Genomic DNA, 26,071 nt, shown 5'->3' on the forward strand with positions numbered 1-26,071 from the left:
TGATGTGAGCTGATAGTCGACCCGCGCCAGATCTTCGGTTCTCCTCTGCGGATTGCCGTGCGTTGTCGTGCGCGTAAGCGCCGTCGTAGCAATTAGTTTCCATGGGGAAAGTATGAAACCGCCAGGTGCCTTCTTGTGATGTGCGGGTGCCGCTGAAATAATCGGCTCGCCTGGCCGTCCGATGGGCATGTGGCCATTTGTCAGATCGCATTCGACCCGGATGCGCTGCTGTTTGAAGTAGTGCTTTGATTTGAGAGCTTCACATGACTATTGAAACAATCGCAATTGAAGGTTTAACGACCCCCGTCTCACGCGTCGGCCTCGGTACTTGGGCCATTGGCGGATGGATGTGGGGTGGCACCGACGAGAAAGACTCGATCGCGGTGATCCGCCGGGCGCTCGACAGCGGTGTCAATCTGATCGATACAGCGCCGGCGTACGGTTTCGGCGCTTCCGAGGAGATCATTGGCAAGGCGCTGGCCGGGGGGTACCGGCACAAGGCGATCATCGCAACCAAGGTCGCACTGGAATGGCACGACGGCACGGTATTTCGCAATTCGTCGCCGGAGCGCATTCGTCAAGAAGTAGAGGACACCCTGACACGCTTGCGGACGGATTACATCGATCTGTATCAGGTCCACTGGCCCGACCCGCTCGTGCCAATCGAAGAGACCGCCGCGGTGCTCGACGATCTGCGCAAAGAAGGCAAGGTGCGGGCGCTGGGCGTCAGCAACTTCTCGCCTGCGCAAATGGATGCATTCCGGCGCGTGGCGCCGCTGGCGACCACTCAGCCGCCTTATAACCTGTTCGAGCGAGAGATAGACCGTGACGTGCTGCCGTACGCGAAACAGCATGGGCTCGTCGCGCTTGCCTATGGGGCGCTGTGCCGCGGCCTGCTGGCGGGGCGCATCGGCGTCGAGACGCGCTTCGAGGGCGACGACCTGCGCCAGCGCGATCCGAAGTTTCGCGCGCCGCGTCGTGAGCAATATGTCGCGGCCGTGAAAGCGCTGAACGTGTTCGCGCGCGAGAACTTCGACAAGTCGGTGCTCGCGCTGGCTGTGCGCTGGGTGCTCGATCGCGGCCCGACGATCGCGCTATGGGGCGCACGTCGTCCGGCGCAACTGGACGGGATCGAAGAGGTATTCGGCTGGCACCTCGACGAGAAGGCGTTCAAACAGATCGACGCGATTGTCGCGACCTTCGTCAAGGATCCCGTGGGGCCGGAGTTCATGGCGCCGCCGCAACGCGTGCTCGTAGCGTAAAAGGGAGACATTGAGTATGCGAACCCCTCGACGCACCTTCATGATCCATTCGATCGGCGCCGCTGCGCTTGCGATCGCCGGACGCTCCGTCTGGGCGGCACCCCCGCAGCTTCAGGAGAGCGATCCCGCCGCGCAGGCGCTCGGGTACACGGCCGATGCAACCCGGGTCGATCACACGAAATATCCCCATTTCAGCAGCAACCAGCGCTGCGCGAACTGTCAGTTCTACCAGGGTAAGCCAGCTGACGCCAACGCGCTCTGTGCGCTGTTCGGCGCGAAGCAGGTGAGCGGCGCCGGATGGTGCAAGGCCTATCAGGCAAGAGCATGAACGGCGTGCGCAGGTAAGGCGATCACCAGGCAGCGTCGGCGGGTGTGGCGTGCGTCGACAACAAGGAGTGAACGGATGGAATTGATTGTGAATGGCGTGCATCACAACGTCGACGCCGACGCGAACATGCCGCTGCTGTGGGCGGTGCGAGACCTGTTGGGACTGCATGGCACCAAGTTCGGTTGCGGTGTGGGCGCATGCGGCGCATGCACCGTCCATCTGGAAGGCGTGGCAGTGCGCTCGTGCGTTACATCGCTTGCGGATGCACAGGGCAAGTCCGTGACGACGATCGAAGGCCTGGGCAGAGGCGGCGAACATCCCGTGCAGCGAGCGTGGAAAGCCGCGAATGTGCCGCAGTGCGGCTACTGTCAGCCCGGCCAGATGATGCAGGCTGCGTCGCTGCTCAAACAGACGCCGAAGCCGAGCGACGAGCAGATCGTCGAAGCGATGTCCGGCAATGTCTGCCGCTGCGGCACCTATCAACGCATCAAGGTTGCCATCAAGGCGGCGGCGGAGCAGGCGTCATGAGCGAGATCGTCAATTTGAGCCGACGCCGGGTACTGAAGGGCACATTGGCGGGCGGCGTGGTGCTGGGTCTGCATGTCGGCGGCGCGCGCATGGCGTTTGCGGCGGCCCCGCTCGCCTCGGCCAACGGCGTTAAAGCAGTGTTTGCGCCGAACGTCTATGTGTCGGTCGCGCCGTCCGGCGAGATCGTGCTGGTCGTGCATCGCTCCGAGATGGGCACCGGCATCCGTACCAGCCTCGCGATGATCCTCGCGGACGAACTCGATGCCGACTGGAACACGGTCAGGGTCGTGCAGGCGCAAGGTGATGCGAAGTACGGCGACCAGAACACCGATGGCTCGCGTAGCATCCGCCAGTTCTTCCAGCCACTGCGCGAGGCAGGCGGCTCCGCGCGGCAGATGCTGATCGCGGCGGCCGCTGCGCAGTGGCGCGTGAGCCCCGCAAGCTGCCGGACCGAACCCGGCCACGTGGTGCATGCGGCGAGCGGGCGGCGCATTTCATACGGCGCGGTCGCGGAGGCTGCGGCGCGTCAGCCGGTGCCCGGCCGCGATACGCTGCAGCTGAAAAACGAGGACACGTGGCGCTATATCGGCAAATCCCTGCCGATCGTCGATCTCGACGACATCGTTCATGGCCGCGCGACGTATGGCATCGATGTCGTGTTACCCGGGATGACGTATGCGTCGGTCGAACGTTCGCCCGTGTATGGCGCAACGCTGAAAACCGTCGACTCGACTGAAGCGATGAAGGTGCCCGGCGTGCTGCACGTGGTGCGCATTTCTTCGGCGCCGCTGCCCGCCGGCTTCCGGCCACTGGGCGGCGTCGCGGTGATCGCGACCAGCACCTGGGCCGCGCTGCAAGGGCGACAGAAACTCAAGCTCGAATGGGACCTCGGGCCGAACGGCACGTACGATAGCCAGGCGTATCGCAAGGCGCTTGAAGACACTGCGCGGCAGCCTGGTAAGGTCGTGCGCAATAACGGCGATACCGCGGGAGCGTTGAAGAACGCGGCACGACACGTGTCGGCGGACTATTACGTGCCGCATCTGGCGCACGCGGCGATGGAGCCGCTGGCCGCAACTGCGTCGTTTGCAAACGGCGCAGTCGAGGTCTGGACCGCGACGCAAAATCCGCAGCAAGCACGCACCACGGTCGCGCAAGTACTCGGTGTGCCGGAACAGGCCGTGACAATCAATGTGACGTTGCTCGGCGGCGGCTTCGGCCGCAAGTCGAAGCCGGACTACGTAGCCGAAGCCGCGTACCTGGCACGCGAAGTCGGCGCACCCGTCAAGCTGACGTGGACACGCGAGGACGACATACGTAACGACTATTTCCATGCTGTGTGCGCGCAGCACATGGAAGGCGGCCTCGATGCGCAGGGCAAGACGATTGCGTGGTTGCACCGGAGCGTGTTTCCGTCCATCGGTTCGACCTTCACGCCGAACGTGATTTATGGTTCGGCGGGCGAACTCGGTCAGGGTGTGACCGACATGCCCTATGAAGTCGCCAATGTGCAGTGCGAGAACGGAGCGGCGCCGGCGCATACACGTATTGGCTGGTATCGCTCGGTGTACAACATTCCGCACGGCTTTGCACTGGGCTCGTTCGTCGACGAACTTGCCGTTGCGGCGCGGCAGGATCCGGTCCAGCATCTACTCAGGCTGCTGGGCAGTCCGCGCCATGTCGATCTGCATGCGCTGGGGGTCGATTATCCGAACTACGGCGCGTCGATCGACGAGTATCCAATCGATACCGCGCGCTATGCCGCAGTGGTCCGCGCGGCAGCGGTGCGTTCGAACTGGAGCGCGGCGTTGCCCGCTCGCCACGGGCGGGGGATTGCTGTCCATCGCAGCTTTTTGACGTACGTTGCCGCGGTCGCGCAGGTGCAGGTGGCCGAAGATGGCTCGGTGCGGGTGACGCGTGTCGATCTGGCGGTCGACTGCGGACGTATCGTCAATCCCGACCGCGTGATCGCGCAGTTCGAAGGCGCGGTGGTCATGGCTCTCGGCAATACGCTATACAGCGAACTGACGTTTAGTCAGGGGGCGGCCGAGCAGTCGAACTTCACCGACTATCGGGTCGCCCGCATCGACTCCGTGCCGGAAACCCACGTCTATATCGTGCCGAGCGCAGCGCCGCCCGGCGGCGTTGGCGAACCGGGAGTGCCGCCGACGACGGCGGCGATCTGCAACGCGATCTTCAATGCGACAGGCACGCGGATTCGGGCGTTGCCCGTAGATAGCGCGCTGTTGGAGCGGGCGTGACCAGCACAGGGGGCAGAGGCGCAGACTGTGCCGGTATCGCGATCACTTGATCTGCCGATGGTCGACGCCGCATGAAATGCGGCGCATCGGCAACGCCTCATTGTGTCGCGCCGACGCGGCGTAGAGCTTGCTCTGCAGCCGGATTGTGTTGTGCGATCGCCATTTGCAATGCGGTGCCGCCGCGCGCATCGACATGATTCGCGTTGGCGCCATGTGCGACGAGCACCGGAACCATATCGAGTCGGCCGAATAGCGCGGCAAACGACAATGCCGTTTCCCCCGCGTTGTTGGTTTGATCGATGGCGCAATGCGTGTCGAGCAACATCGTTGCAATGTTCGTCTCGCCTTTGAAGAGCGCTCCCATCAGGGCCGTATTACCATTCCGGTCGGCCGCGCAGGCGTTGGCGCCTGCACCGAGGAGGGCCTTCAAGGTCTCCGGGTGATTGTCGTACGCGCTAAGGATCAGCGCGGTATAGCCTTCGGGCGTCGTTGTCTCGAGCGGGAAATGGGCATCGATCAACGCCTGAACAATATCCGTGCGCCCCGCACGCGCCGCAGCAAACCAGTCTTCGGTGAAACGCGGCGTGTCCGTCACGGCCGAATACGTTCCCGACTGATACACATGCTCTGCGCAACTCGCTGTCAACAGTGCGGTCAGGGTGATGGCCGCCACGGTCCGAACAAGGCGCCGGGCAGCAAAAGAGCATCGCATTGTGTTCTCCGTGAGAAAGCATGCCTATTCAATGGGGAAACTTGCTTGCGCAGGCTCCCCCATCGACTTTAGTTGTCGCTCAGGTGCGCCGCCGCATCCTTCACGCGCGTGACATCCGCATGGGTGGCACGTGCAAGGCGAGTGCCATAGTCGGCATCAGCCTTATAGAAGTACGAGAGCATCGCGTACTTGTTCGCGTCGTTGGTCACGCGGCCAAGATCGCCCGACAGCGCCGTGATCAGATCTGTCTTGTCGTTATCGGACAGCGTACGGTAGTACTCGCCGGCCTGACGGAAGTCGAGCGTCTTGTGAATCGCTCGTTGCTGGGTCGTCCCCGTCAGCGGCGTCTGCACGGACTTGTACTTGTCCTGTTGTGCGATTTCGGCGACTCCGGATGGCTCGTAGTTCACTTCGCCCTTCCGATCTCCTCCATTCATGAGGCCGTCCTGGTTATTGTTGGAAACGGAGAACAGCGGACGGTTGATCGGCAACTGGTTGTAGTTCGGGCCGAGGCGGTACATCTGTGTGTCGGCATAGGCGAACAGGCGGCCCTGCAACATCCGGTCTTCAGAAGGTTCAATCCCCGGTACGAGTCGCGACGGTGCGAATGCCGATTCTTCCGTGGACTCGAAATAGTTATCCGGAATGCGGTTGAGCGTCATCGTGCCCACCTTCTCCTCGGGGATGGAGGATGGCCACACCTTCGTGTCATCCAGCGGATCGAAATCGAACTTGTCCAGATCCTTCGGCGAGAGCACCTGGATGTAAAGGTCCCACTGAGGATACGAGCGCGCCTTGACCGAGTTGTACAGGTCATTGGTCATCATGTTCCAGTCAGCGCCGATCGAATGCGAGATATCCTGGGGGCGAATGGTTTGGATGCCTTGACGGCTCTTCCAGTGAAACTTCACGTAGTGAACTTCGCCTTTCGCATTGACGAACTTGAAGGCGTGCACAGCGAAGCCGTCCATGTGCCGATACGAATCCGGCATGCCCTCGTCCGTGTAGAGGTGCGTGAGCATGTTGGTCGCTTCGGGCGAATGGGCGAAAAAGTCGAACGCCAGATTCGGATCCTGCACACCGGTCACAGCCGATGGTTTGTTTGCGTGCACGAAGTCAGGAAACTTGATCGCGTCCCGAATGAAGAAGATCGGCCAGTTGATGCCGACCATGTCCCAGTTCCCTTGCTGCGTGTAGAACTTGATCGCGAAACCGCGCGGGTCCCGTGCCTGCTCGGGCGAGCCGCGATAGCCCATCACCGTCGAAAAGCGAACGAAGACCGGGGTCTTCGTTCCAGGCGTGAACACCTGGGCCGAGGTCAGGGAACTGATGTCTGTAGTCGGCACGAACTCGCCAAAGATACCTGTGCCACGTGCATGCACGACACGCTCGGGTATGCGCTCCCGGTCGAAGCGCTGCAGTTTCTCGATGAGATGAGAGTCCTGCAAGAGAACCGGACCTTCGGGGCCCGCGGTCTGGGAGTTCTGGTTGTCGCCGACCGGCGACCCGCTATCCTGGGTCATACCCGCCGCTTGCGCCGGTTGAACGAGCGCAATTGCTGAGACGATCGAGAAAAGGCTTGCAGCAATCTGTGTCTTCCGTACTTTCACTTTGTATTCCTGGTTCAGGGGGGAGCCGGAGGAATACTATGACTCAGTCGTTCTATTATCCAATCTCTTTTTCCTATCATTTCAATAGGCGCAGAATTGCTTTGGAAATTAGAAGCCATTAGAGAAAGTGAAATGACGATGAACGTGCATTGCTCTGCAGAGCGATTGGGAAATACAGCTGTGTGAGCCACATGATCGCGAGATGTGGGGCAGGTGATGTATGTATCGTGCAGTTCAAAAGCGATACAATTTCATTGAGTATTTTTGCGCATGTGTTTATGAGAGATCTTTTATTTATTGGAATTATCGAATGCAATTTACATTGTTCCGTATATCGAATTAATTGCGCCTTATAGTTGTGTAAAACAGTCGGCGGCCTGGCTTGCAACAGCCCTGAAGCGCCGCCTTTACTCGACGAACTGAAAATCTGGTCGAACGCTTCTTCTGTCACATCACGCAGCTCCGTCCCACCACCACCCGGCACGACAAACTTCGTGAATGCTTTTTGTCATTCGTTACGCTCGCCGCTTCTTTCATCTCGATCTGCCAATTGCCAATACGCTCTAGCCGCGCCCCACGAATGGCATGTTGCTCGCCATAACCGTCATATTCAGAACGTTGGTGCTCAAGGGCAGGTTGGCGATGTAACGGACCGCTTCTGCAACGTGTTTCACATCGAACATCGGTTCCGGCGCGATTGTTCCATTTGCCTGGCGTACGCCACGCGTCATGCGCTCGGACAGGTCCGTTAGCGCATTGCCAATGTCGATCTGACTGCAGACGATGTTGAACTCGCGGCCATCGAGCGCGATACTCTTCGTGAGGCCAAGCACTGCGTGCTTGCTAGCCGTGTAGGGCGAAGTGAAGGGGCGTGGCGTATGTGCCGAGATCGACCCGTTGTTGATAATCCGGCCGCCTTGCGGTGATTGCTTTCTCATCAATCCGAAGGCGGCGCGCGCACAGAGGAAAACACCGGTCACATTGGTATTGATGAGATTTGTCCACGCCTCGACGGGTAGCTCATCCATCGGCACAGCGGGCGCATTGACGCCCGCATTGTTGAACAGAACGTCGAGTCTGCCGTAGGTGCGCTCGATGGTGCCGAAAAGGGCATCGACACTTGCTGCATCACGAACATCGGTCACGACGGCCAGTGCTTCCTGGCCCGCGGCCTTTGCCGTCTCGACGAGATCGGCGAGCGGCTCGGCACGGCGGCCAGCCAGCACGATGCAGAAGCCGTCCGCGAGAAGCGCCGTCGCAGTGGCTCGGCCAATGCCGCTGCCTGCGCCCGTAACGAGCGCGATCCTTTTGGTGGTTGATTCAGTCATGTTGTCCTCGTGAAGAGAGAAGCGGGAAAGTAGAGGCGCTTTGATCGCCTCGGACCAGAGCCGAGAAATTCGCCGGTTTTCGCGGCATGTACCCGGTTCGCCGGCGTCTTCATCGAGATCGAAAGCCGACGCGCCGGCGCTGAGCACAAGGGGGATCTTATCTTTTAGCTAGAGTTCCGTCTTTTATCCGCTCAAACAACGGGTGGCCTCGTTACTGGTGCGGCTCTACAGAATCGTCGCCGGGTTCCGCAATGGCGTCGATTTCCACCCGCACGCCGTTGAGCGCGCATCCGATGGTGGTCCGTACGGGGGCGGCGGTGCCCATCACTTCGGCATAGGCAGCGTTGAACCGCTGGAAATCGCCCATATCCGATAGATACGCCTGGACGCGGACCAGTCGACTGAAATCGGTGCCGGCGTCTTCCAGCACAAGGCGCAAGTTATTGAGTACGGCGGTGGTTTGCTCTTCGATCGTTTCGCCGAGAATGTTCCGTTCGGAATCTCGCGGGACTTGGCCCGCCACGAAAATCAGCCCCCCGGCGCGACGCCAGAGGCTGTAGTGACCGCCCAGGGCCGGTTGCTTGTTTGATTCGTTCATTTCCAATTTCAGCGTTAAGAATATCTCGACAGGGGTGCGCGCTTGCTCGCCTCGGGACAGTCATCGGGGCAACGGTACGACAGAGCGTTCGTTCCCGAGCTGATCCCGGTACTCCCACCGACCGTCGAGGGCACGAACGAGCGCGTTGCTATACAGGTAGGCCGTGGTGCACGTGTGCTCCGGAACCAGCAACAGCCGGTCGCCGACGTTGAGCGTGTTGTTGCGGATGACGGTGTGCTCTTCGTTCATCATCACGATTTCGCCGACGCCATGAAAGCGCTGTGCCTGTGGCTTGTCCGGGGAGATCGCCTTGCTGCCGGCATCCAGCGTGGACGTGCCATTGCGCGTCGACACGACCGTCGTCAATACAAATCCGGCAGCAATCCAGTCGTGGTGCGCGAGCTCTCGCAGGTGCTGGGCGTTCGAATAGACCCAGGTGCCCGGCGACACATACGACATCGCGGAGCGCGGCCATAGGTCGAACGTGTAGCTGTTGCCTCCGACTACATCCACATCGATGCCGTTCCCGCGCAAGGTCGACTGCAGCGCATCGAGTGTTTCGGTGAGCTTATGCACTCTTGCTTGGCGCTCTTCAACAGCGCCCCGGATGTGGCCATCGTAGAGATGCCAGCCTGCAAGTCGGCCGAGCCTGGCGACCGCACCTGCGAGCGCCAGTGCGCTCTCGTCCATCGGGATTCCCGTGCGTCCCATCCCGGGGTCCAGGTCGATACGCAGTTTGACCGAGCGCGGGGCGCCGTTCAGGAGTCCAGTCCACACGTTCAGTCCATGGGGGGAATCGACAAGACCCGTGAGTTCGGCGTCTGGATAAGCTTTGGCCAGTTCGACGAAACGGCCGATGTTCTGCGGATTGACGGTCGGAAATGCCCAGGTGACGCGTGTGGCGCCAGCCGCCAGTGCCATTGCGACTTCGGCGAGCGTACTGGCCTTGAACGAGCTGACGCCCTGCGCCAGCAACAAGCGAACGAGCCACGCAGCGCGATGAGTCTTCACGTGCGGCATCAGGCGCTCGACGCCACCGCACGCGTTTGCGGTGACCGCCAGGTTGTGCAGGACGCGGTCTTCCGCCACCACGAAGCAAGGTGTTGCGACCGCTGGCACCAGGTCCGCGGTAAATGGGCTAAGCATGTTGGGTGTTGTCATGGGGTGGTCGGTTACGACGCATCCGTGCCGGGCGGCTGCTGCACGGCACGGCGCGGCCTTCGAAAGGGGAAGGGTTGGTTAGTGACGCAGGTCGGACAGGAATGCCTGCGCGCGCGGATGCACGGGCGACCGGAAGAAGGTTTGTGGGTCGGCTACCTCAAGAATCTCGCCGCGGTCCATAAACCAGACGCTGTCGCTCACCTCACGCGCAAACCCCATCTCGTGGGTCACGCACATCATGGTCATGCCGTCTCTCGCCAGCGACTTCATGACGTTGAGCACTTCGCCGACCATCTCGGGATCGAGCGCGCTGGTCGGTTCGTCGAAGAGCATGACTGGCGGCTCCATGGCCAGCGCGCGCGCAATGGCGACGCGCTGCTGCTGTCCGCCCGACAACTGCTGCGGATATGCGTTCGCCTTGCTCGACAGTCCTACACGGTCGAGCAACGTCAACGCCTGTTGCTTTGCATCCACGCGGCTTTTGCCGGCCGCCTTCAGCGGCGCCAGGCATATGTTGTCCAGTACCGACAGATGCGGAAACAGGTTGAACTGCTGAAACACAAAGCCGACGCGGCTGCGAAACCGGTTGAGGTTCAAGGAAGCCTGATGGATGCTCGTGCCGTCGACTGTGATCTCGCCGCCCTGAATCTCCTCCAGTCGATTGACGGTACGGATCAGCGTGGATTTGCCCGACCCTGAAGGGCCGCACACGACCACTACCTCGCCTCGCTTCACTTCTGCAGTTACGTCGACGAGCGCTCGATACTCGCCATACCACTTGTTAACTTTGGAAAACTGAATCATTGATGACGCTCCTGACATCTGGCATTTTTCCTGAAGCACGCCGGCGCGCGATGCGCCGTTCGATGACATGCGCGCATCGGGTGAGCGCGTAGCACACCACGAAGTAGGTCAGCGCGAGAATCGCGAAAACCTGAAACGGTTGTGTAAGAAGACTGGCGTTGATTTGTTGGGCGGAAAACGTCAGTTCCTGGACGCTGATCACATAGCCGATCGACGTGTCCTTCACCGTCGATACACATTGGCTGAGAATGCTGGGCAGCATGTTGTACAGTGCCTGCGGCAGGATCACGTGGCGCATCGTCGCGCCGTAACCCAGTCCGAGCGAGCGTGCGGACTCGGTCTGTCCTTTGGGTGTCGACTCGATGCCCGCGCGGAAAATCTCGCATAGATAGGCGGCCTGATAGATCACCAGCGTGACCACGAGCGTCGTGAACGCGCTCACGAGGTGGCCGATCAATCCAGGCACCAGGAAATAACTCCAGAATACGAGCATCACGAGCGGCACGCCGCGCACGATATAGATGAGCACGGCCGAGGGCACGCTGAAGACCTTGTACGGCGAAACCCGGCACAACGCGAGCAGTACGCCAAGCGGGAAGGCAAAAGCGAGACCGGTCAGCGAGAGAATCAACGTGAGTGCAAGTCCGCCGATCGGGCCATCGGGATATTGCCCGAGCAGGAGGAAATGCGAGTTGTGGATCAGTATGTCGAGCATGGTTCATTTCGCCGCGATACGGGTGCGCCGTGTAATGGCTGCGCCTGCGCCCATCAAGCTCAAAGAAATGGCCAGATAGACGACCGTTCCAATGAGATATATTTCGAAGGTTCTAAAGGTCTGGTTCTCGATGTCGCGCACCGTGTACGTCAGCTCGGCAACCCCGATTGCCATTGCCAGGCTGGTGTTCTTGAAGAGCACCACCGTGTGGTTGATGAAAGGCGGCATGGCAATGCGAAAGCTTTGCGGCAGGATCACGTATCGCATTGACTTCGCATAGCTCAGACCCAGCGAGCGGGCTGCCTCATGTTGACCATGCGGCACCGCTCGCAAACCGCTGCGAATATCCTCGGAGTAGTACGCGGCCATGCACAGGCCGAGCGCAAGCGAAGCGAAGATGAATTCACCACTATGCGCGTTGATCCATGTCTGCGCGCTGTCCGGCAGCAGCGTCGGGAATCCGAAGTACCACAGGAACAGCTGCGCGAGCATGGGCACGTTCTGATGGTACGCAACGTAGCCGGCAATGAGCTTCTCGACGAACGGATTACCCATCGTGCGCAGCGTCGCCATCACCGTACCGAGTGAGACCGCGAGCAGCCAGCTCGTCAGCGTGAGCAGGGCAGTGTATTGCAATCCCCAGACGAGATGCTGCAGGTTCGGGGCCGCAAAGATGCCCGAGAAGTTGAGATGCGCCAGCATGAGTAATCCTTATTGCGCGGGCAGTGTCGTGATCAGCCCTGGACCGGCCCGGTCTTGAAATCGCGGTGCATCTGGTAGATCGTCTTGGCTCCCAGCCACTTGTCGAAAATCTGCTGAGATTCGCCCGATTTCTCCATTCCGTCCAGCGCGTTGTTGACCGCGTTGAGCAATGCGGGCTCGCCCTTCTTGATGCCGAGACCCCAATGCTCGAGACCGACCGGTGGCGACAGCGCCTCGACATGAACGTTAGTGCCGAGTTTGGCGGCGAAGCGGTGCATGATCGGCTCGGAGACCACAAAGCCATTGGCCTTGCCCTGCACCATGGCGAGGAACGCGGACGGCGCATCGTCATAACTCACGAGCTGCACGCTCGGCATGACCTGACCCATGATCGCGATATTGCTGGAGCCTTTGATCGTACTGACCCGCTTGCCGTTGAGATCGTCCCTTACTTTGAACGGGCCGCCGCTTTTGACCGCGAGGACCTGCCTGGCGACGTAATACTGGTGGGTGAAGTCGAGCTGCCCGGCGCGTGCCGGCGAGTAGCCGAGCACCGCGGCGAGCACGTCGATACGGCCTTGCAGCAGTTCGGGAACGCGCGCTTCCATCGACACCACCTGCAACACCGGCTTGACACCCAGTGCTTTCGCGACGCCCTTGCAGTAGTCCACGTCGTATCCGACTATGTCGCGCGATGCAGGGTCCTGGTATCCGAATGGCTCGAAATTAGCCAATACCCCGCACACCAGCGTTCCGCGCGCCTTGATGTCCGCGAGCTGGTCGGCCCGTGCAGTACCCGCCAGCAGGACTAATGTAAGTCCAAGCAATCCTGCGGTAAGTTTATTAAGCGAGTTCATGCAGTCTCCGTAGACAGGATGCTTCGAAACGCAACCGCGAGCGCCCTCAAGGTGCCCGGTCGGCATTGCGGGGGATTTGGAGAACGTATTCTTGGTGGAAACAAATCCAGAATAAAGAGATATTTGTGCATAATTCTTCATTCCAAAACGTGATGAATTCAGAGGTGACAGCGTGGCGCGTCAGTTCACTTTTCTGCAGCTCGAAGCATTGGTTGCGATTGCGGACATGGGTTCGTTCGAGGCTGCCGGGCGCAAGCTCGGCAGCGTCCAGTCCGGTGTGTCGCGCCACGTTCGCGAACTGGAGAGTCAATTCCCGAGGCCGCTGTTCGACCGCGCTTCGCGCTCGGCGCGGCTGACCGTCGACGGCCTCGAAGTGCTCTCGCAAGCGCGCACGATTCTTCAGCAACGCGACGTCTTGCTGAGCCAGTATGCGAGCGAGAAAGTACTGCGACGCTCGTTGAGGCTGGGGATGACCGAGCTTGCCGCGCTCACCTGGCTGCCTGCTTTCATCGATGCGCTGCGATCTACCTACCCGCTGGTGGATGTCGAGCTGGAAGTGGGCGGCGTCGCTGCGGATCTTTACGAAAAGCTCAGGCTGGCGCGGCTGGATCTGGCAATCTTGCCCGACACCCCTCGCTGGACGGACATGCTGAGATTTCCGCTCGCCACCGTGCGTAACGGCTGGTATTGCAGTCCCGCGTTCAAGCTGAAGCGGCGCAGGTTGGCCGTGTCGGAGCTTGGTCAGTTGACGCTGCTGTCCCAGGCCGCGGACTCGGCCGCCGGACATGTCATGAGCACATGGCTTGAGCGCAACGGCGTGCAACCGCGCAACATCATGACCTGCAACAGCTTTTCCGCGCTTGGCGGCATGGCGAGTGCCGGACTGGGTGTCGCCTGTCTGCCGAATGCGATTGCCGGCGAGCTCGTGACGCTCGGCAGGTTGCGGGAAATCCACGTGACGCCGGTGATGCCGCCGGTGCGATATGTTGCCGTCGCGCGGCACGACGCATTGACGCCTTTTCACCGCAGGGTCATCGCGCTCGCGCGTGCGACATGCGACTACGGGACGCGCTATCAGGATGCCGACGCGCGTGAACCGCTCGGCACACAGGAGCGATAGTGCGATGCTGAGCGTAAAACAGATCGAAACGTTTTACTGGGTAGCGAAGCTCGGCACGGTACAGCGGGCAGCCGACAAGCTTCATATCACCCAGTCTGCCGCGACCAAGCGCCTGCAGGATGTCGAGGCGAAGTCCGCGGCGCCTTTGTTCGAAAAGGAAGGAAAGAAAGCAAGGCTGTCCGCGAAAGGACACGAGATGTTGACGCTGTGCGAGAGCTTGCTGGAAAGCATCGGGCGGCTACAGGCCTATCGGGAGGCTGACCGGCACATGGCCCGTGTGCTGCATATCGGACTGACGGAGCTCGTAGCGCTGACCTGGTTTCCGGCGTTTTTGAAGGAGATGCACGAACTTTATCCGAATCTCATTCTGCGACCCTACGTCGATATGTCCGGACCGCTGCAAGAGCAGGTGATCGACGGACGCCTCGACCTGGCGATCCTGCCCGAGCCGGAGCTACCCGCATTCGTCACTCGGATAGCGCTAGGCAGCGCCGATTTCGCCTGGTTCTGCCGCCCCGGCCAGTTCGACAGCCAGCGCACGGTGTCGCTGCGCGAACTGGGCGCAGTCCCCGTGATCGAGCAGATCCCCCTCTCCATCGTGACTATCCTGAGTTCGAGGGCCTTCGAGAGCGCGGGTGTCGATCCCGAGCGTATTTGCGGCGGCAACAATGCCGTCGCGGTGGGCGGACTGGTGGCGGCCGGCGTGGGCGTAAGCTTGCTGCCAGTCGATCTCTTCAGGCAGCAAATCCAGAACGGGTTGATGCAGATCGTGATGACTGAACCGGCCGTACCGGCGGTTCGCTACGATGCAATTTTCCTGAAACAGTCACATTCCGCGTTAGGTCACATGGTCGCCGATGTTGCGCGGCGCTGCTGTAACTTCAGTTCAGGCGTTTAACAACGGACAGAGCGTTAAGCGCAATCAGTTGCGTGCCACCGAAGCTCAGCTCCTCATAGGGGCTCCGTGTGACGCGAGCAGGGTCCTCGGAAACAGGCAGATGGGCGATTTCACATGCAAATTCTGATTGCCGCAGGGCATGCCATCGTAGTCGACTACTGTGTCATCCGATGTCTGTTGGTTTCGAGTGGGATGGCGCGATTGCGACTGTGTCGCGCAACCGCTTAGCACGATCGCGAACGCAAGAATTGTACAAAGTCGTTTCATGTTATGTCTTATCGCGGTTGGTTGCACGAGCCGCTGCGCGTCGAATGCGACAACGCCGGTAGCGGCAATCGTATGCACGTGCGTGAAGGGAAAACGAGGCGCCGCAAAGAACGAAGATGCTCGCTGCCCCGACAGACAACTGCAGACGCTTGCGATAGCGAATGTTCACGAGGGCTCTCGATGGTTGAAAAAACGTTTGGACTCCGACGGATGGCGACGACTTCCCTCAGTGCTGGAGAGGGTATTTTCGTGTTACGCGTCTGATTATGAGGTGGCGGGGAGATGTCATTTCGGACATCTTGGGAAGGCACGCGCAGAATGCGCCGTTGGCTGGTTGGCTGGTTGGCTGGCTGGCTGGCGGGCGGGCGGGCGGGCGGACGGACGGCGGACGGAAGGCGGACGGGGCGCGGGCGCGCCATCTTGCGCGGATCAGTAACGGAACTCTGCGAGAAAGGATGCCGCGCGATTGCGCGGAACAGCGACTTAGGGCGTCACGCCGTAACGGAAGGAAAGTAAAGCGTGAAGGTCGTCAAGCCAGCGCGGCTCACGACGTCGACTCGGCCACGATGCAACTCCATGATCGATCGCACGATGGCAAGGCCTAGCCCCATGTTTTTCGCCGACCCTTGCCGCGCAGAATTGATTCGATAAAAGCGGTCGAAGATCTTGCCGATATGCTCCGGCGGGATGGCTTGGCCGGTGTTCGTGACTTCCACGGCCACGTACTCGTCAGACCGGTAGGCGCGCAGCGCGATTTCCGATTCGGCGTCAGCATGCGCAAGCGCGTTCGATACCAGGTTGCTGAGGGCGCGACGAAGCATCGACGGATCGGCGCGAACCTGGATTGCGCCGTCGAGGGCAAAATGGACGCTTTTGCTTTCGGCCACCGCGTCAAAGTACGAGGTCAGCCTTGCGAACTCTTGATGGCAATCGAGTACGCCCAGCCTGAGCGGTTCCTTCGAGTGGTCCGCTCGCGCGAGGAACAGCATGGTTTCGATCATCCGTTGAAGGCGCTGGCATTCTTCGATGTTCGAGTCGATCAGCGCTTCGTATTCCTCGGTGGATCGCTTACGCGAAAGAGTGATTTCCGATGCGCTGATCATATTGGCGAGCGGAGTGCGCATATCGTGCGCCAGATCGGACGAGAACTGCGAGAGTCGCGCAAATGCACGCTGAAGCCGGTCGAGCATCCGGTTCACCGGACCCGCGATGTCATGGAGTTCGACGGGACCGCCGCTTATATCGAGGCGCTCGCCAAGGTTGTGGGCTTCGATGCGCGAAATTCGCTGGCCGATTGTTTTGACCGGTGACAAGCCCCGCCTTGCGATGGCGTAGCCAAGTAAACCCATCACCGCGGAACCGCCGAGGAGCACGAGCCATACATCGCCCTGGTACTCGCGAAGCACGGAGTAGCGCGTCGCCGCTTCATGTGCGAGAAGCACGCGTATCGATTCACCTGAACGCAGCGTTTCGTCACCGAATATGCACCGGGACGGCCCGATGGACGGGGGAGAGCATGAATAAGGCTGCTTCTCTACGGGATTGCCTGGCCCAATCGACCGCAAGCGCTGGTCCCGCCGGTCCGAGTCGGCCAATACCCTTCCATGACCATCCAGTATGGCGAATGAGATTGCGGGATGCGCGAGCAATTCCTCGCGAAACAGGTCGGTATTACCGCCGATCGCCTCCGCGGAGCCGTATCTGCGAGCTGCCGCCAGAAACTCGTCGAGCTTGATCGAAACCTCACTGTCGTCGCGGTGCATGAGTTGGCTCGACAGCGAATGATAGAGCAGGCCGCCGGCCATCGAGAGCACCAGTATGGCAACGATAGTAAACGCGAGACTCAGACGCCTGAGCAGCGAGTACGCGCCGTCCGCGGCAGTCATGCTCGCTCTTCCATCACATAGCCCATGCCACGGACCGTATGGACTAGTTTCTTCTCGAATGGGCTATCGATCTTTGCGCGCAGACGTCTGACAGCTACTTCAACGACGTTCGTATCGCTGTCGAAGTTCATGTCCCAGACCTGTGACGTAACGACTGCGCGCGTGACCACTTCACCCTGCCTCTCGGCGAGGAGTTTCACAAGCGTGAATTCCTGCGCGGTCAGGTCGATGCGGACATTACCGCGCCGCACACGGCGCCTGAGGACGTCGATTTCCATATCGCCGACACGCAGCACAGGGTCGACCGATTGCGTGGGTCTGCGCAGCACCGCGCGAATCCGCGCAAGAAACTCGGAGTAGACGAACGGCTTGGCCAGGTAATCGTCTGCCCCCGCTTCAAGTCCGGCGACTTTGTCTTCGACCGCATCGCGCGCCGTCAAGAGGAGCACCGGTGTGCGTTTTTGCGCTCGCAAGCGCCTGAGCACTTCGAACCCGTCGATGCCCGGGAGCATGACGTCGAGTACGATGAGATCGTAGTCTTCGTGGAGCGCGAGGAACAAACCGTCGTTGCCATCGTTAGAGACATCGACGATGAAGCTTGCCTCCATCAGGCCTTTGCGAAGGTACGAGGCCATCTTCGGTTCGTCTTCGACGATCAGGATACGCATGATGAAAACCCTTTCGCACAGCACGTGGTGCATTCAATGCGGACAGTACCTTGCGCTAATTGCGTCTGCGCAGCGGATCGCGTTGAGGCAGAGTCAATTGGGTTATTGGAACCGCCTCAGCAGTGCTCTTCGATACGGCGGACAGGTAATTATAAAAAAGACTTCCTTGCGTCAAGATGGACGGGACATGACAAAAACGTCATGAATCGGGACACTTATCCGGTCATCGCTCAAGCGCAGTCGGCCTATTGCATGGATGCAAGGAACAATTGGCGGCTCACTCCCAGCGTCCAGATTCGGACATGACGTCGATGTAATGTGAGCGTCAGGACCCGTCCACCTTCGCGATGCAAAATAGCTGTTGCTCACTCCCGTTGCGTCGAGGAGGGATCAGTGGTTTCGATCACTGATGGAAGCCGACCAAACCCATATTCATGAGGTAATTCACGATGAAGTTGCATTTATATACTGCCCTAATTACTGGGCTGCTCGCACTCCCGACCGCTTCCTTCGCTCAGAACGCTAGCGTGTCAGTGACGCATGCGGACGTACAGGCGGACCTGATCAGGTTGGAGCAAGCCGGCTACCGGCCGAGCAAACTGCAGTATCCCGCTGATATCCAGACGGCAGAGGCCCGCCTCGACGCGCATGACGTGATGCCATCGAGCAACACTGATACGGGTGGCGTGTCGAGTGACTCTTCGCAGGTGGGTGCGCCCATGACGATCGCGGGCGCCCACTCGATCTATTCCCATCACTGATACTGATCGTCAGTGCATTCGGTGACCATCACTCGGTTTGATCAAGCTATGCGTGAAGACACGAGCCGGTATGAGAACCAAGCTCAATTCGGCAATGCGCTTACCGGAACTGTAAGCGCCGGAGAACGTACGTGCCTTTCGTGCACATCTGATGGTCGCGTCACCGGCGGCGATGTTGATCCAGTTGATAGCCATTCTTATAGCTGACGTAACGGCGCACTTCTTTGAGCTTGCCATATTCCGTCTAGCAGGAACCGGCGGGACCCCTCCTGCAGAGCAAGACACCGGAAGGCCGGCGTGCTGCTACGATCACACGAAAGTGAAGATCTGCTCGCGCGGCAGGCGCGACTTCGGTAACCTGGCGTTGAAATCCTGGTCGCTGCGACGGCCGAAGGCCGCCAGCACGACGCTCGTAAGCCCACGTTCGCGCAGCCCGAGCTCGAGGTCCAGCGCGCGCGAATCGAAGCCTTCCATCGGCGTCGCGTCGATGCCGAGCACGGCCGCGCTGACGAGCAATCCACCCAGCGCGAGATACACCTGCTTCTCCATCCACTGCGGCACGTCGCGCAATTCGTAGCGGTGCATGTCCACATACGAGCGGCGCGTCTTATCCTGCATGCCCTTCGCTCCGTCGATCTGGAAGCGCCCGTCGTCGCCTTCCTGCTCGAGGACAGCATCGAGGTGGCCCGCATCCATATCCGTGCGCATGCACAGTGCGATCACGTGCGAGGCATTCACCACTTTCGGTTCGTTGTACGCGTAGGCGCCTTGCGTTGCCTTGGCCATGCGTGCGCGGCCTTCCGGCGTCGACGCAACGACGAAGTGCCAAGGCTGGGAGTTGACCGACGAAGGACTGTAGTGAAGCGCGGCGAGCAACGCATCGACCGATGCTTGCGGCAACGAATGACCCGGCTCGAATGCTTTGACAGTGTGACGGGTTTGCACGGCGTCAATCAGATTCATGGTGATATCTTCTTATGGAGATGACAGGTAATCAAAACAGAAAGCCAACCGACGACTCAAAACCCTTCGAGAACGATCTTGCCGCGCGCGCGATTGCTCTCGATGAGCGCGTGCGCGCGCCGCAGGTTGTCGGCGTTGATCGCCCCTAAATGCGTGCCGAGTGTCGTACGCAGCGTGCCCGCATCGATCAGCGCGGCGATGCGCTCCAGGATCTCGTGCTGGCGGATCATATCCGGCGTCTCGAACAAAGACCGCGTGAACATCAGTTCCCAGTGCAGCGAGATCGCCTTCAACTTGAGCGGCATCGCGTCGAGCGTTTTCGGATCGTCGATGACGCCGAGCCTGCCTTGTGGCGCGAGCACCTCGACGATCTGGGGATAGTGCGCCTCGGTATGTGTGAGGCTCGCGACATAGCGCACCTGCGCAACGCCGATCCGGCTCAGCTCTTCTTTCAGCGGGCGCGTGTGATCGATGACGTCGTGCGCCCCCAGATCACGAACCCATTCTTGCGTCTGCGGCCGTGATGCCGTGGCGATCACGCGCAGCTTCGTCAGTTGCCGCGCGAGCTGAGTGAGGATCGAGCCGACGCCGCCGGCCGCGCCGATGATCAGGAGCGCATCGCCGTCGCCCCCGCCCTCGGCGACGCAGAGGCGATCAAAGAGCAGTTCCCAGGCCGTGACTGAGGTGAGCGGCAACGCGGCGGCGTGCGCGTCATCGATCGTGGTGGGTTGATGACCGGCGATGCGCTCGTCGACCACGCCGTACTCGGCATAGGCGCCGGGGCGGGTGATGGAGCCCGCGTAAAACACGTCGTCGCCGACCTTGAACAGCGTGACGGCCGCGCCGACGGCTTCGACCGTCCCGGCGGCGTCCCACCCAAGCAGGCGCGGCGAGTCGCCGAGCATCCCCGCACGGACCTTGGTGTCGACGGGGTTCACGGCGATGGCGCGAATCTTCACGAGCAGATCGTGCGGACCCGGCTCGGGCTTCGGCAATTCTGTTTCGTAGAGTGCGCGCGGATCTTCGATCGGCAGCCCGTGCTGGTCATAAACGATGGCTTTCATCTGTGTTGCTGGCGTCCTGTTCGCGAATGAGCCGCTTTGGCGACTCGGAAATTGTTTTAATGATGCGTTGCACCTGCAGTTCGAAAAACGGGGAAAATCGGGTAATACTTTCACTACAGGAATGAAAATGATCCGGTTCGACGACCTGGCGCTGTTCGTGCGCACCGCCGCGCTCGGCAGCTTCTCGAACGCCGCCCGCGAAGCGGACCTGCTGCCAGGCCAGGTCAGCGCAGCAATTCAGCGGCTCGAGCGCGAGCTCGACGTTCGTTTGTTCGCGCGCTCGACGCGCAGCTTGCGGCTTACTGCCCAAGGCGACGAATATCTGCCGTACGCGAAGCAGGTGCTCGCGACATTGCAGGAGGGCCGGGAGTGCCTGCATGGCGCGGCGGATGCGCTGCAGGGGCTGTTGCAGATCGCCGCGCCGTCGGATCTTGGCCGCAATGTTCTGCTGCCTTGGATCACTGCGTTTCGCGAGGCGCATCCGAAGCTGCTGGTGCGGCTCTTTCTGTCCGATCAACTGACCGACATGTTTCGTGATCCGGTCGAGATCGCCATCCGCTACGGCCGCGCCGATAACGCCAGCTACGTCGCGTTGCCGCTTGCCAGCGACAATCGGCGTGTGCTCGTCGCGTCGCCCGCTTATCTGCAACGGCATGGCCGGCCGCGCACGCCGGACGAACTGGCAGAACACCACTGCCTGCTCTATGTCCTGGGCGGCCGTGTCTACGACAAGTGGGTGTTCCCCGTGAGGGGCGAACTCTGCCAGATCGCCGTCGCCGGGTCGCTCTTTTGCGACGACGCGGACGTGGTACGGCGCTGGGCGGTCGAGGGCCAGGGTATCGCATACAAATCGTGGCTCGACGTGTGCGCAGACGTGCGGGCGGGCCGACTCGAAGTGCTGATGCCCGAGCAGCCCGGCGAGGCTGCGCCGCTGAATCTGATCTGCGCGCATCGCAAGCAGTTCCTTCCGGCGATCCGGCAACTGCATGAAATGCTGAAGGAGCGCGTATCGCTGCTAACAGCGCTGTCGCCGACGTACGGGGCTCAAAGCGTCTCTCAGTATGACTGTCATGAAGAGTAGTTCGAAAAGCGGCCTTGTCTATTCCACCGATGGCGGGCGGATGTGTCCCGAATGCCGACGCGTGCTCGCGGAATGTGTCTGCAAGGCGGCCGCCAGGACACTACCAGCAGGCGATGGCGTAGTGCGAGTGACTCGCGAAACCAAGGGCCGGGGCGGGAAGAGCGTGACGCTCGTTAAAGGTCTGGCGCTCGATTCTCTTGCGTTGGCCTCGCTAGGCAAGCATTTGCGCGCGGCCTGCGGTTCTGGTGGGACGGTCAAGAATGGCGTGATTGAAGTGCAGGGTGACCATTGCGAGCGGGTCATCGAAGCGTTGAAAAAGTACGGTTACAGCGCGAAGCGAGCCGGGGGCTAAGCGCTTCAACGTGCGGCGGCGCTCGCTATCAGTTAAGCGGACCGCGTGCGGCCGTCAAATCGGCGCGCGCATGGGTCGCCGATCAAGCAGCCCCGCGGCCGTTTGGCATTGGAAACCGGCGCGCTAGTCGACAAACGCACAGTCACATTGTGTCGGGGTAAGTCCGTATGGGTGACGGCCTGCAAGTCGCGTAATTTCTGGTCTTACCACGGTTTGACCGCACCCATTATGCAAATTATTCGGCAGGAAGAAGACAGTAAGGGCTTTGAAAAAGTCTTCTCATTCCTTCGCGACCTTCTTCTGGAAGGCGAGATCCAGCCCGGCGACAAGCTCATCCCGGAGCGTGATCTCGCGCTGAAACTGGGCGTCAGCCGACCCGTCGTGCGTGAAGCATTGAGGGCGCTCGCGATGATCGGCGCCGTCGAAATTCGCGAGCGCGTCGGCACCATCGTGCGGCGCCCGGACATATCGACTCTCGGAGAGTTTTTCGCGTTTGCGCTCGCCCAGGAAAAAGACGTGGTCGAGGACGTCATGGAAGCGCGTATCGCCATCGAATGCCAGTCCATCCGGCTCGCGTGCCGGCGCGCCACGCTCGCCGATCTGGAGCGGCTGCGCGCCGCGCTCGATCAGATCGAGGCAACGGTCGATCAGCTCGAACTAGGCAGCCAGGCGGATTTCGAGTTTCACGCCGCGCTGGTGCAGGCAGGTGGCTCGAAAACCTTGATGAATCTGCACAGCACGGTCGCTGCGCTACTGATGCATTCGCATCGGAATCGCCGTGAAACGGTTCAACTCCATCCGGATATCAAGTCGCGTGTCATAGCGGATCACCGCCGGATTTTTCAGGCATTGGTCGAGCGCGACGAACAGGCCGCCGATCAGATTTTGCGCGAGCATTTCCGCATCGGCGACGAGTACCGGCATAAAGCCGCGACCGAATGGCAGTCTTCCTGAACGAGAGGCGCGTCCGCGCTTTCATCATTCTCAAAAGAGCTTAGAAGAGGATTCAATGTCACAAAGCACAGCGTTGAGTACGGTGGGTTTTATTGGCTTGGGTACGATGGGGCGCGAAATGGCCTTGAATCTCATGAAGGCCGGCATGACGGTGGGCGTATTCGACGTCCGCCGTGAAGCAGTCGAAGAGTTGGCTGCGCTGGGCGCCTACGCGGCCAGCAGCGCGGCTGATGCCGCGCGGAGCGCGGACGCGGCCATCACCATGCTGCCCAATACACCCGACGTGGAAGCGGTGGTGCTCGGTGAACATGGACTCCTTGCCAATCCGCCGGCTGGTCGTTTGCTGATCGATATGAGCACCATTGCGCCGGTCGCAGCGCGCCGGATGCACGCGCAATGCGCAGCGCAAGGAATCGAGTATGTCGATGCACCGGTGTCGGGCGGCCCCATCGGCGCGAAGAACGCCACGCTGACGATCATGGCCGGCGGGACAGCCCAGGCGTTCGAGACCGCATTGCCTTTCTTCAAGGCAATGGGCACTACCGTCACTCACGTCGGCGCGAGCGGCGCGGGACAAACAGTCAAGCTGTGCAATCAACTGATTTGCGGCATCAACATCCAGGCGATCTGCGAAGCGCTCGCGCTCGGCCGCGCTTCCGGCGTGGATCTCAAGCAGTTGCGCGAGGTGCTGATGGGCGGCTCGGCTGCATCGTGGATGATGGACAAACTCGCCCCCGCCATGATCGATGGCGAGGTCGCGGCAGGCTTCCGGATCGATCTGATGCTCAAGGATCTGCGTCTGGTCCAGGAACAGGCGCACGCGCTCAACGTGCCGCTGCCGGCTTCGTCCCTGGTGACGAATCAATATCTGGATGCGGTCGCGCACGGCGAAGGACGCAACGGAAATCAGGCATTGTTTCGCGTCTACGACCGCATGACGGCTCAAACATCCTGCTAGTCCGCCGCTTCGCACATCGCTCTCTTCCGCAATGACGAATCTTGATTTTTCCGCCGTACTGACGCACTGGCCAGAACTGATCAACGGGGCGCTCCTGTCACTGGCCCTCGCAGTCGCGGCGACGATGTTGGGCTTTCTCATCGGCACCCTGTGCGCTATAGGCCGCCGTAGCGCACACAGTGCGATTTCCTCCGCCTGTGGCGCATATGTCGAAGCAATACGCAATACGCCATTGCTCGTTCAGATCTTCCTCGTGTATTTCGGTTTGTCGAGTATGGGCTTGCGGCTGTCCGCGATCACCGTGGCGATTCTTGCGCTGGTCATCAACGTAGGCGCATACGCGGCAGAGATCATGCGCGCGGGCTTCGACTCGATACAGCGCGGCCAGATCGAGGCTGCCGAATGTCTCGGCTTGTCGCGCTTTCAGGTCTACAGCCATGTCATTCTGCTGCCGGGCCTGGAGCGTGTTTATCCGGCGCTGACGAGTCAGTTCGTGCTGATGATGCTCGCTTCGTCGGTGTGCTCGCAGATCTCGGCGGAGGAGTTGACCGCAGTCGCGAACTACGTGCAGTCCGAAACCTATCGGCCGCTGGAGACGTATCTGGTCGTCGCGGTGGCTTATGTGCTGCTGTCGCTGCTGATGAGAATAGGCTTTTGGGCGCTGGGGACATGGTTGTTTCCGCGTCGCAGAAAGCTCGGTACCCCGCTTTAAGCGCATTCCATACAGGGATAGAAAATGCCTGGACACTTGAACGTCAATCATGTGGAATTTCTGATCGACGGTGCGCTCTGGACGGTTGTGCTCTCGCTCGTGGCGTTGATCGGTGGAGGACTGCTCGGCTTCGTCGTGGCGCTTGCGCGCATATCGCCTCGTGATACCGTGCGGATCGTAGCCACCGGTTACGTGCAACTGATACAGGGCACGCCGCTGCTGGTCATCATGTTCGTTACTTATTTTGGTTTGCCAACCATTGGCGTCACCATTTCTCCACTCGTCGCGGCGGGCGCGTCTCTCACGCTCAATGTCAGCGCGTATCTTGGCGAGATCTGGCGCGGCGCGATCGAATCCGTACCGAAGCCGCAGTGGGAAGCAGCGGAATGTCTCGCACTGAGTCGCACGCAGCGGATGTTCAGAGTGATTCTTCCACAGGCGGTCAAGATCGCCACGCCTCCGACAGTTGGCTTCACGGTTCAGATCATCAAGAACACGTCGCTGGCGTCAGTGGTGGGTTTCGTCGAACTCGCGCGTTCAGGGCAAATCATCAATAATTCCCTGTTCCAGCCGTTTATCGTCTATCTGATCATCGCCGCTGTTTATTTCTGTTTGTGTTACCCGATCTCGCGTCTTAGCCGCTCGCTCGAACGTCGCACCGGATTTGCGCGGGCTTTGAAATTGGAGGCAATCGCGCATGACTGAATTTCCTCAGCCGGTCGAAGGACAACAGCTTCCAGTTACCGGTTCTTCCGCAGTCGTCTCTCATACTGCACATCCGGTTGTCGTAGTCAAGAACGTGCATAAGAGCTTCGGGGCGACCACGGTTTTAAGCGGTGTCAACTTCGAAGTAGGTCGCGGCACGGTGACCGTCATCATCGGTCGCAGTGGGTCGGGAAAGAGCACGGCGTTGCGATGCATCAATCGTCTCGAAGCAATCGATCATGGTGAGATCACGGTGTGCGGCCATCGCGTCGACGATCCCGGCGTATCGCTCAAGGCGCTACGGTTGGATGTCGGAATCGTATTTCAGCAATACAACCTGTTTCCGCATCTAACGGTCGAGGAGAACATCACGCTCGCGCCACGCCTCGCCAAGTCGGTGCCGAAGGGGCAGGCGCGCGAACTGGCGCGGGAAGCCATCAAACGGGTGGGACTCGCCGAAAAGGCCGATCACTATCCGGAGCAATTGTCGGGCGGTCAACAGCAACGCGCTGCGATAGCTCGATCGCTGGCCATGGAACCGAAGGTGATGTTGTTCGACGAAGTCACCTCGGCACTCGATCCGCAATTGACAGGCGAAGTCTTGCGGGTCATCGAAGACCTTGCCGCCGGTGGCATGACCATGATCATGGTGACGCACGAAATGGGCTTCGCGCGCAGCGTGGCCGATCAAGTCCTGTTTATGCATCAAGGACGGGTCTGGGAGCGGGGCGGCCCCGAAATCATGCGGGCGCCCGGGTCGGCGGAACTGCAGCAATTCCTCGGCAGCGACCTATAGCGCATTGGCGCGGAATGTGC

27 protein-coding genes are annotated in these 26,071 nt (G+C 60.5%); 14 read left to right on the forward strand and 13 right to left on the reverse strand.

Annotated features, from left to right (window positions below):
* Window positions 1-263 precede the first annotated feature (263 nt).
* From FVF58_RS29200 to FVF58_RS29215, 4 genes are all read left to right on the forward strand, one after another.
* Complete coding sequence (locus FVF58_RS29200; protein ID WP_149673255.1) at window positions 264-1,262, forward strand: aldo/keto reductase; 999 nt, start codon at window positions 264-266, stop codon at window positions 1,260-1,262.
* Window positions 1,263-1,278: 16 nt separating this feature from the next.
* The gene (locus FVF58_RS29205; RefSeq protein ID WP_149673256.1) at window positions 1,279-1,590 is read left to right on the forward strand and encodes a high-potential iron-sulfur protein; all 312 of its coding nucleotides are present in this window, start codon (window positions 1,279-1,281) and stop codon (window positions 1,588-1,590) included.
* Window positions 1,591-1,665: 75 nt separating this feature from the next.
* The gene (locus FVF58_RS29210; RefSeq protein ID WP_149673257.1) at window positions 1,666-2,118 is read left to right on the forward strand and encodes a (2Fe-2S)-binding protein; all 453 of its coding nucleotides are present in this window, start codon (window positions 1,666-1,668) and stop codon (window positions 2,116-2,118) included.
* Window positions 2,115-4,379 carry a xanthine dehydrogenase family protein molybdopterin-binding subunit gene (locus FVF58_RS29215; protein WP_149673258.1) on the forward strand — a complete coding sequence of 755 codons (2,265 nt, stop codon included), beginning with the start codon at window positions 2,115-2,117 and terminating at the stop codon, window positions 4,377-4,379. The genes FVF58_RS29210 and FVF58_RS29215 overlap by 4 nt, the downstream gene beginning before the upstream one ends.
* 97 nt (window positions 4,380-4,476) lie before the next feature.
* Here FVF58_RS29215 and FVF58_RS29220 read toward each other — a convergent pair whose 3' ends face one another.
* The 9 genes from FVF58_RS29220 to FVF58_RS29260 all read right to left on the reverse strand — a co-directional run bounded on the left by FVF58_RS29220 (window position 4,477) and on the right by FVF58_RS29260 (window position 13,007).
* Entirely contained in the window at window positions 4,477-5,091 is a 615-nt protein-coding gene (locus FVF58_RS29220; RefSeq protein ID WP_149673259.1) for an ankyrin repeat domain-containing protein, read from the reverse strand.
* Between the two features lie 68 nt (window positions 5,092-5,159).
* On the reverse strand, window positions 5,160-6,614 hold the full coding sequence (locus FVF58_RS29225) for a catalase (protein ID WP_149673345.1): 1,455 nt from the start codon (window positions 6,612-6,614) through the stop codon (window positions 5,160-5,162).
* Between the two features lie 650 nt (window positions 6,615-7,264).
* The gene (locus FVF58_RS29230; RefSeq protein WP_149673346.1) at window positions 7,265-8,029 is read right to left on the reverse strand and encodes an SDR family oxidoreductase; all 765 of its coding nucleotides are present in this window, start codon (window positions 8,027-8,029) and stop codon (window positions 7,265-7,267) included.
* A 211-nt stretch (window positions 8,030-8,240) separates the two neighbouring features.
* Complete coding sequence (locus FVF58_RS29235) at window positions 8,241-8,627, reverse strand: RidA family protein (RefSeq protein ID WP_149673260.1); 387 nt, start codon at window positions 8,625-8,627, stop codon at window positions 8,241-8,243.
* Window positions 8,628-8,687: 60 nt separating this feature from the next.
* Window positions 8,688-9,788: an alanine racemase gene (locus tag FVF58_RS29240; protein WP_149673261.1), complete on the reverse strand. Its 1,101-nt coding sequence runs from the start codon at window positions 9,786-9,788 to the stop codon at window positions 8,688-8,690.
* Window positions 9,789-9,866: 78 nt separating this feature from the next.
* Window positions 9,867-10,592 carry an amino acid ABC transporter ATP-binding protein gene (locus FVF58_RS29245; protein WP_149673262.1) on the reverse strand — a complete coding sequence of 242 codons (726 nt, stop codon included), beginning with the start codon at window positions 10,590-10,592 and terminating at the stop codon, window positions 9,867-9,869.
* The gene (locus FVF58_RS29250; RefSeq protein WP_149673263.1) at window positions 10,570-11,307 is read right to left on the reverse strand and encodes an amino acid ABC transporter permease; all 738 of its coding nucleotides are present in this window, start codon (window positions 11,305-11,307) and stop codon (window positions 10,570-10,572) included. Before FVF58_RS29250 ends, FVF58_RS29245 begins: the two co-directional genes overlap by 23 nt.
* Window positions 11,308-11,310: 3 nt before the next feature.
* Window positions 11,311-12,009: an amino acid ABC transporter permease gene (locus FVF58_RS29255; protein WP_149673264.1), complete on the reverse strand. Its 699-nt coding sequence runs from the start codon at window positions 12,007-12,009 to the stop codon at window positions 11,311-11,313.
* 32 nt (window positions 12,010-12,041) lie between these two features.
* Window positions 12,042-13,007 (reverse strand): ABC transporter substrate-binding protein, encoded by a 966-nt coding sequence (locus FVF58_RS29260; RefSeq protein ID WP_246217228.1) that lies wholly within the window; start codon window positions 13,005-13,007, stop codon window positions 12,042-12,044.
* Between the two features lie 31 nt (window positions 13,008-13,038).
* On the opposite strand from FVF58_RS29260, the gene FVF58_RS29265 reads away from it, so the two are divergent.
* Together FVF58_RS29265 and FVF58_RS29270 are read left to right on the forward strand one after the other, a co-directional pair.
* Window positions 13,039-13,986 (forward strand): LysR family transcriptional regulator, encoded by a 948-nt coding sequence (locus tag FVF58_RS29265; RefSeq protein ID WP_149673265.1) that lies wholly within the window; start codon window positions 13,039-13,041, stop codon window positions 13,984-13,986.
* A gap of 4 nt (window positions 13,987-13,990) precedes the next feature.
* On the forward strand, window positions 13,991-14,884 hold the full coding sequence (locus FVF58_RS29270) for a LysR family transcriptional regulator (protein WP_188130962.1): 894 nt from the start codon (window positions 13,991-13,993) through the stop codon (window positions 14,882-14,884).
* Window positions 14,885-15,642: 758 nt separating this feature from the next.
* On the opposite strand, the gene FVF58_RS29275 is transcribed toward FVF58_RS29270, so the two are convergent.
* Window positions 15,643-17,037 (reverse strand): heavy metal sensor histidine kinase, encoded by a 1,395-nt coding sequence (locus FVF58_RS29275; RefSeq protein WP_149673267.1) that lies wholly within the window; start codon window positions 17,035-17,037, stop codon window positions 15,643-15,645.
* On the reverse strand, window positions 17,034-17,705 hold the full coding sequence (locus FVF58_RS29280) for a heavy metal response regulator transcription factor (protein WP_149673268.1): 672 nt from the start codon (window positions 17,703-17,705) through the stop codon (window positions 17,034-17,036). Before FVF58_RS29280 ends, FVF58_RS29275 begins: the two co-directional genes overlap by 4 nt.
* Before the next feature lie 449 nt (window positions 17,706-18,154).
* On the opposite strand from FVF58_RS29280, the gene FVF58_RS29285 reads away from it, so the two are divergent.
* Entirely contained in the window at window positions 18,155-18,466 is a 312-nt protein-coding gene (locus FVF58_RS29285) for a DUF4148 domain-containing protein (protein WP_149673269.1), read from the forward strand.
* Window positions 18,467-18,775: 309 nt separating this feature from the next.
* Here the strand turns inward: FVF58_RS29285 and nfsB are convergent, their stop codons facing one another.
* Window positions 18,776-19,429 (reverse strand): oxygen-insensitive NAD(P)H nitroreductase, encoded by a 654-nt coding sequence (gene nfsB, locus FVF58_RS29290; protein ID WP_149673270.1) that lies wholly within the window; start codon window positions 19,427-19,429, stop codon window positions 18,776-18,778.
* A gap of 56 nt (window positions 19,430-19,485) precedes the next feature.
* The gene (locus FVF58_RS29295; RefSeq protein ID WP_149673271.1) at window positions 19,486-20,493 is read right to left on the reverse strand and encodes a zinc-binding alcohol dehydrogenase family protein; all 1,008 of its coding nucleotides are present in this window, start codon (window positions 20,491-20,493) and stop codon (window positions 19,486-19,488) included.
* A 127-nt stretch (window positions 20,494-20,620) separates the two neighbouring features.
* On the opposite strand from FVF58_RS29295, the gene FVF58_RS29300 reads away from it, so the two are divergent.
* The 7 genes from FVF58_RS29300 (at window position 20,621) to FVF58_RS29330 (ending at window position 26,051) form a co-directional block, all read left to right on the forward strand.
* A complete protein-coding gene (locus FVF58_RS29300; RefSeq protein WP_149673272.1) occupies window positions 20,621-21,574 on the forward strand; it encodes a LysR family transcriptional regulator in 954 nt (317 codons plus the stop codon).
* Window positions 21,564-21,926 (forward strand): translation initiation factor Sui1, encoded by a 363-nt coding sequence (locus FVF58_RS29305; RefSeq protein ID WP_149673348.1) that lies wholly within the window; start codon window positions 21,564-21,566, stop codon window positions 21,924-21,926. The genes FVF58_RS29300 and FVF58_RS29305 overlap by 11 nt, the downstream gene beginning before the upstream one ends.
* 228 nt (window positions 21,927-22,154) lie before the next feature.
* Complete coding sequence (locus FVF58_RS29310; protein WP_149673349.1) at window positions 22,155-22,880, forward strand: FadR/GntR family transcriptional regulator; 726 nt, start codon at window positions 22,155-22,157, stop codon at window positions 22,878-22,880.
* Complete coding sequence (locus FVF58_RS29315; RefSeq protein WP_281291303.1) at window positions 22,849-23,838, forward strand: NAD(P)-dependent oxidoreductase; 990 nt, start codon at window positions 22,849-22,851, stop codon at window positions 23,836-23,838. The genes FVF58_RS29310 and FVF58_RS29315 overlap by 32 nt, the downstream gene beginning before the upstream one ends.
* Window positions 23,839-23,869: 31 nt before the next feature.
* Window positions 23,870-24,550, forward strand: coding sequence for an amino acid ABC transporter permease (locus FVF58_RS29320; RefSeq protein WP_149673274.1), 681 nt, complete (start codon window positions 23,870-23,872; stop codon window positions 24,548-24,550).
* A gap of 24 nt (window positions 24,551-24,574) precedes the next feature.
* The gene (locus FVF58_RS29325; protein WP_149673275.1) at window positions 24,575-25,255 is read left to right on the forward strand and encodes an amino acid ABC transporter permease; all 681 of its coding nucleotides are present in this window, start codon (window positions 24,575-24,577) and stop codon (window positions 25,253-25,255) included.
* Window positions 25,248-26,051, forward strand: coding sequence for an amino acid ABC transporter ATP-binding protein (locus FVF58_RS29330; RefSeq protein ID WP_149673276.1), 804 nt, complete (start codon window positions 25,248-25,250; stop codon window positions 26,049-26,051). Before FVF58_RS29325 ends, FVF58_RS29330 begins: the two co-directional genes overlap by 8 nt.
* The last annotated feature ends 20 nt before the right edge of the window (window positions 26,052-26,071 follow it).

The sequence above is a fragment of the Paraburkholderia panacisoli genome (genome assembly GCF_008369935.1).
In the GTDB taxonomy this organism is placed as follows: domain Bacteria; phylum Pseudomonadota; class Gammaproteobacteria; order Burkholderiales; family Burkholderiaceae; genus Paraburkholderia; species Paraburkholderia panacisoli.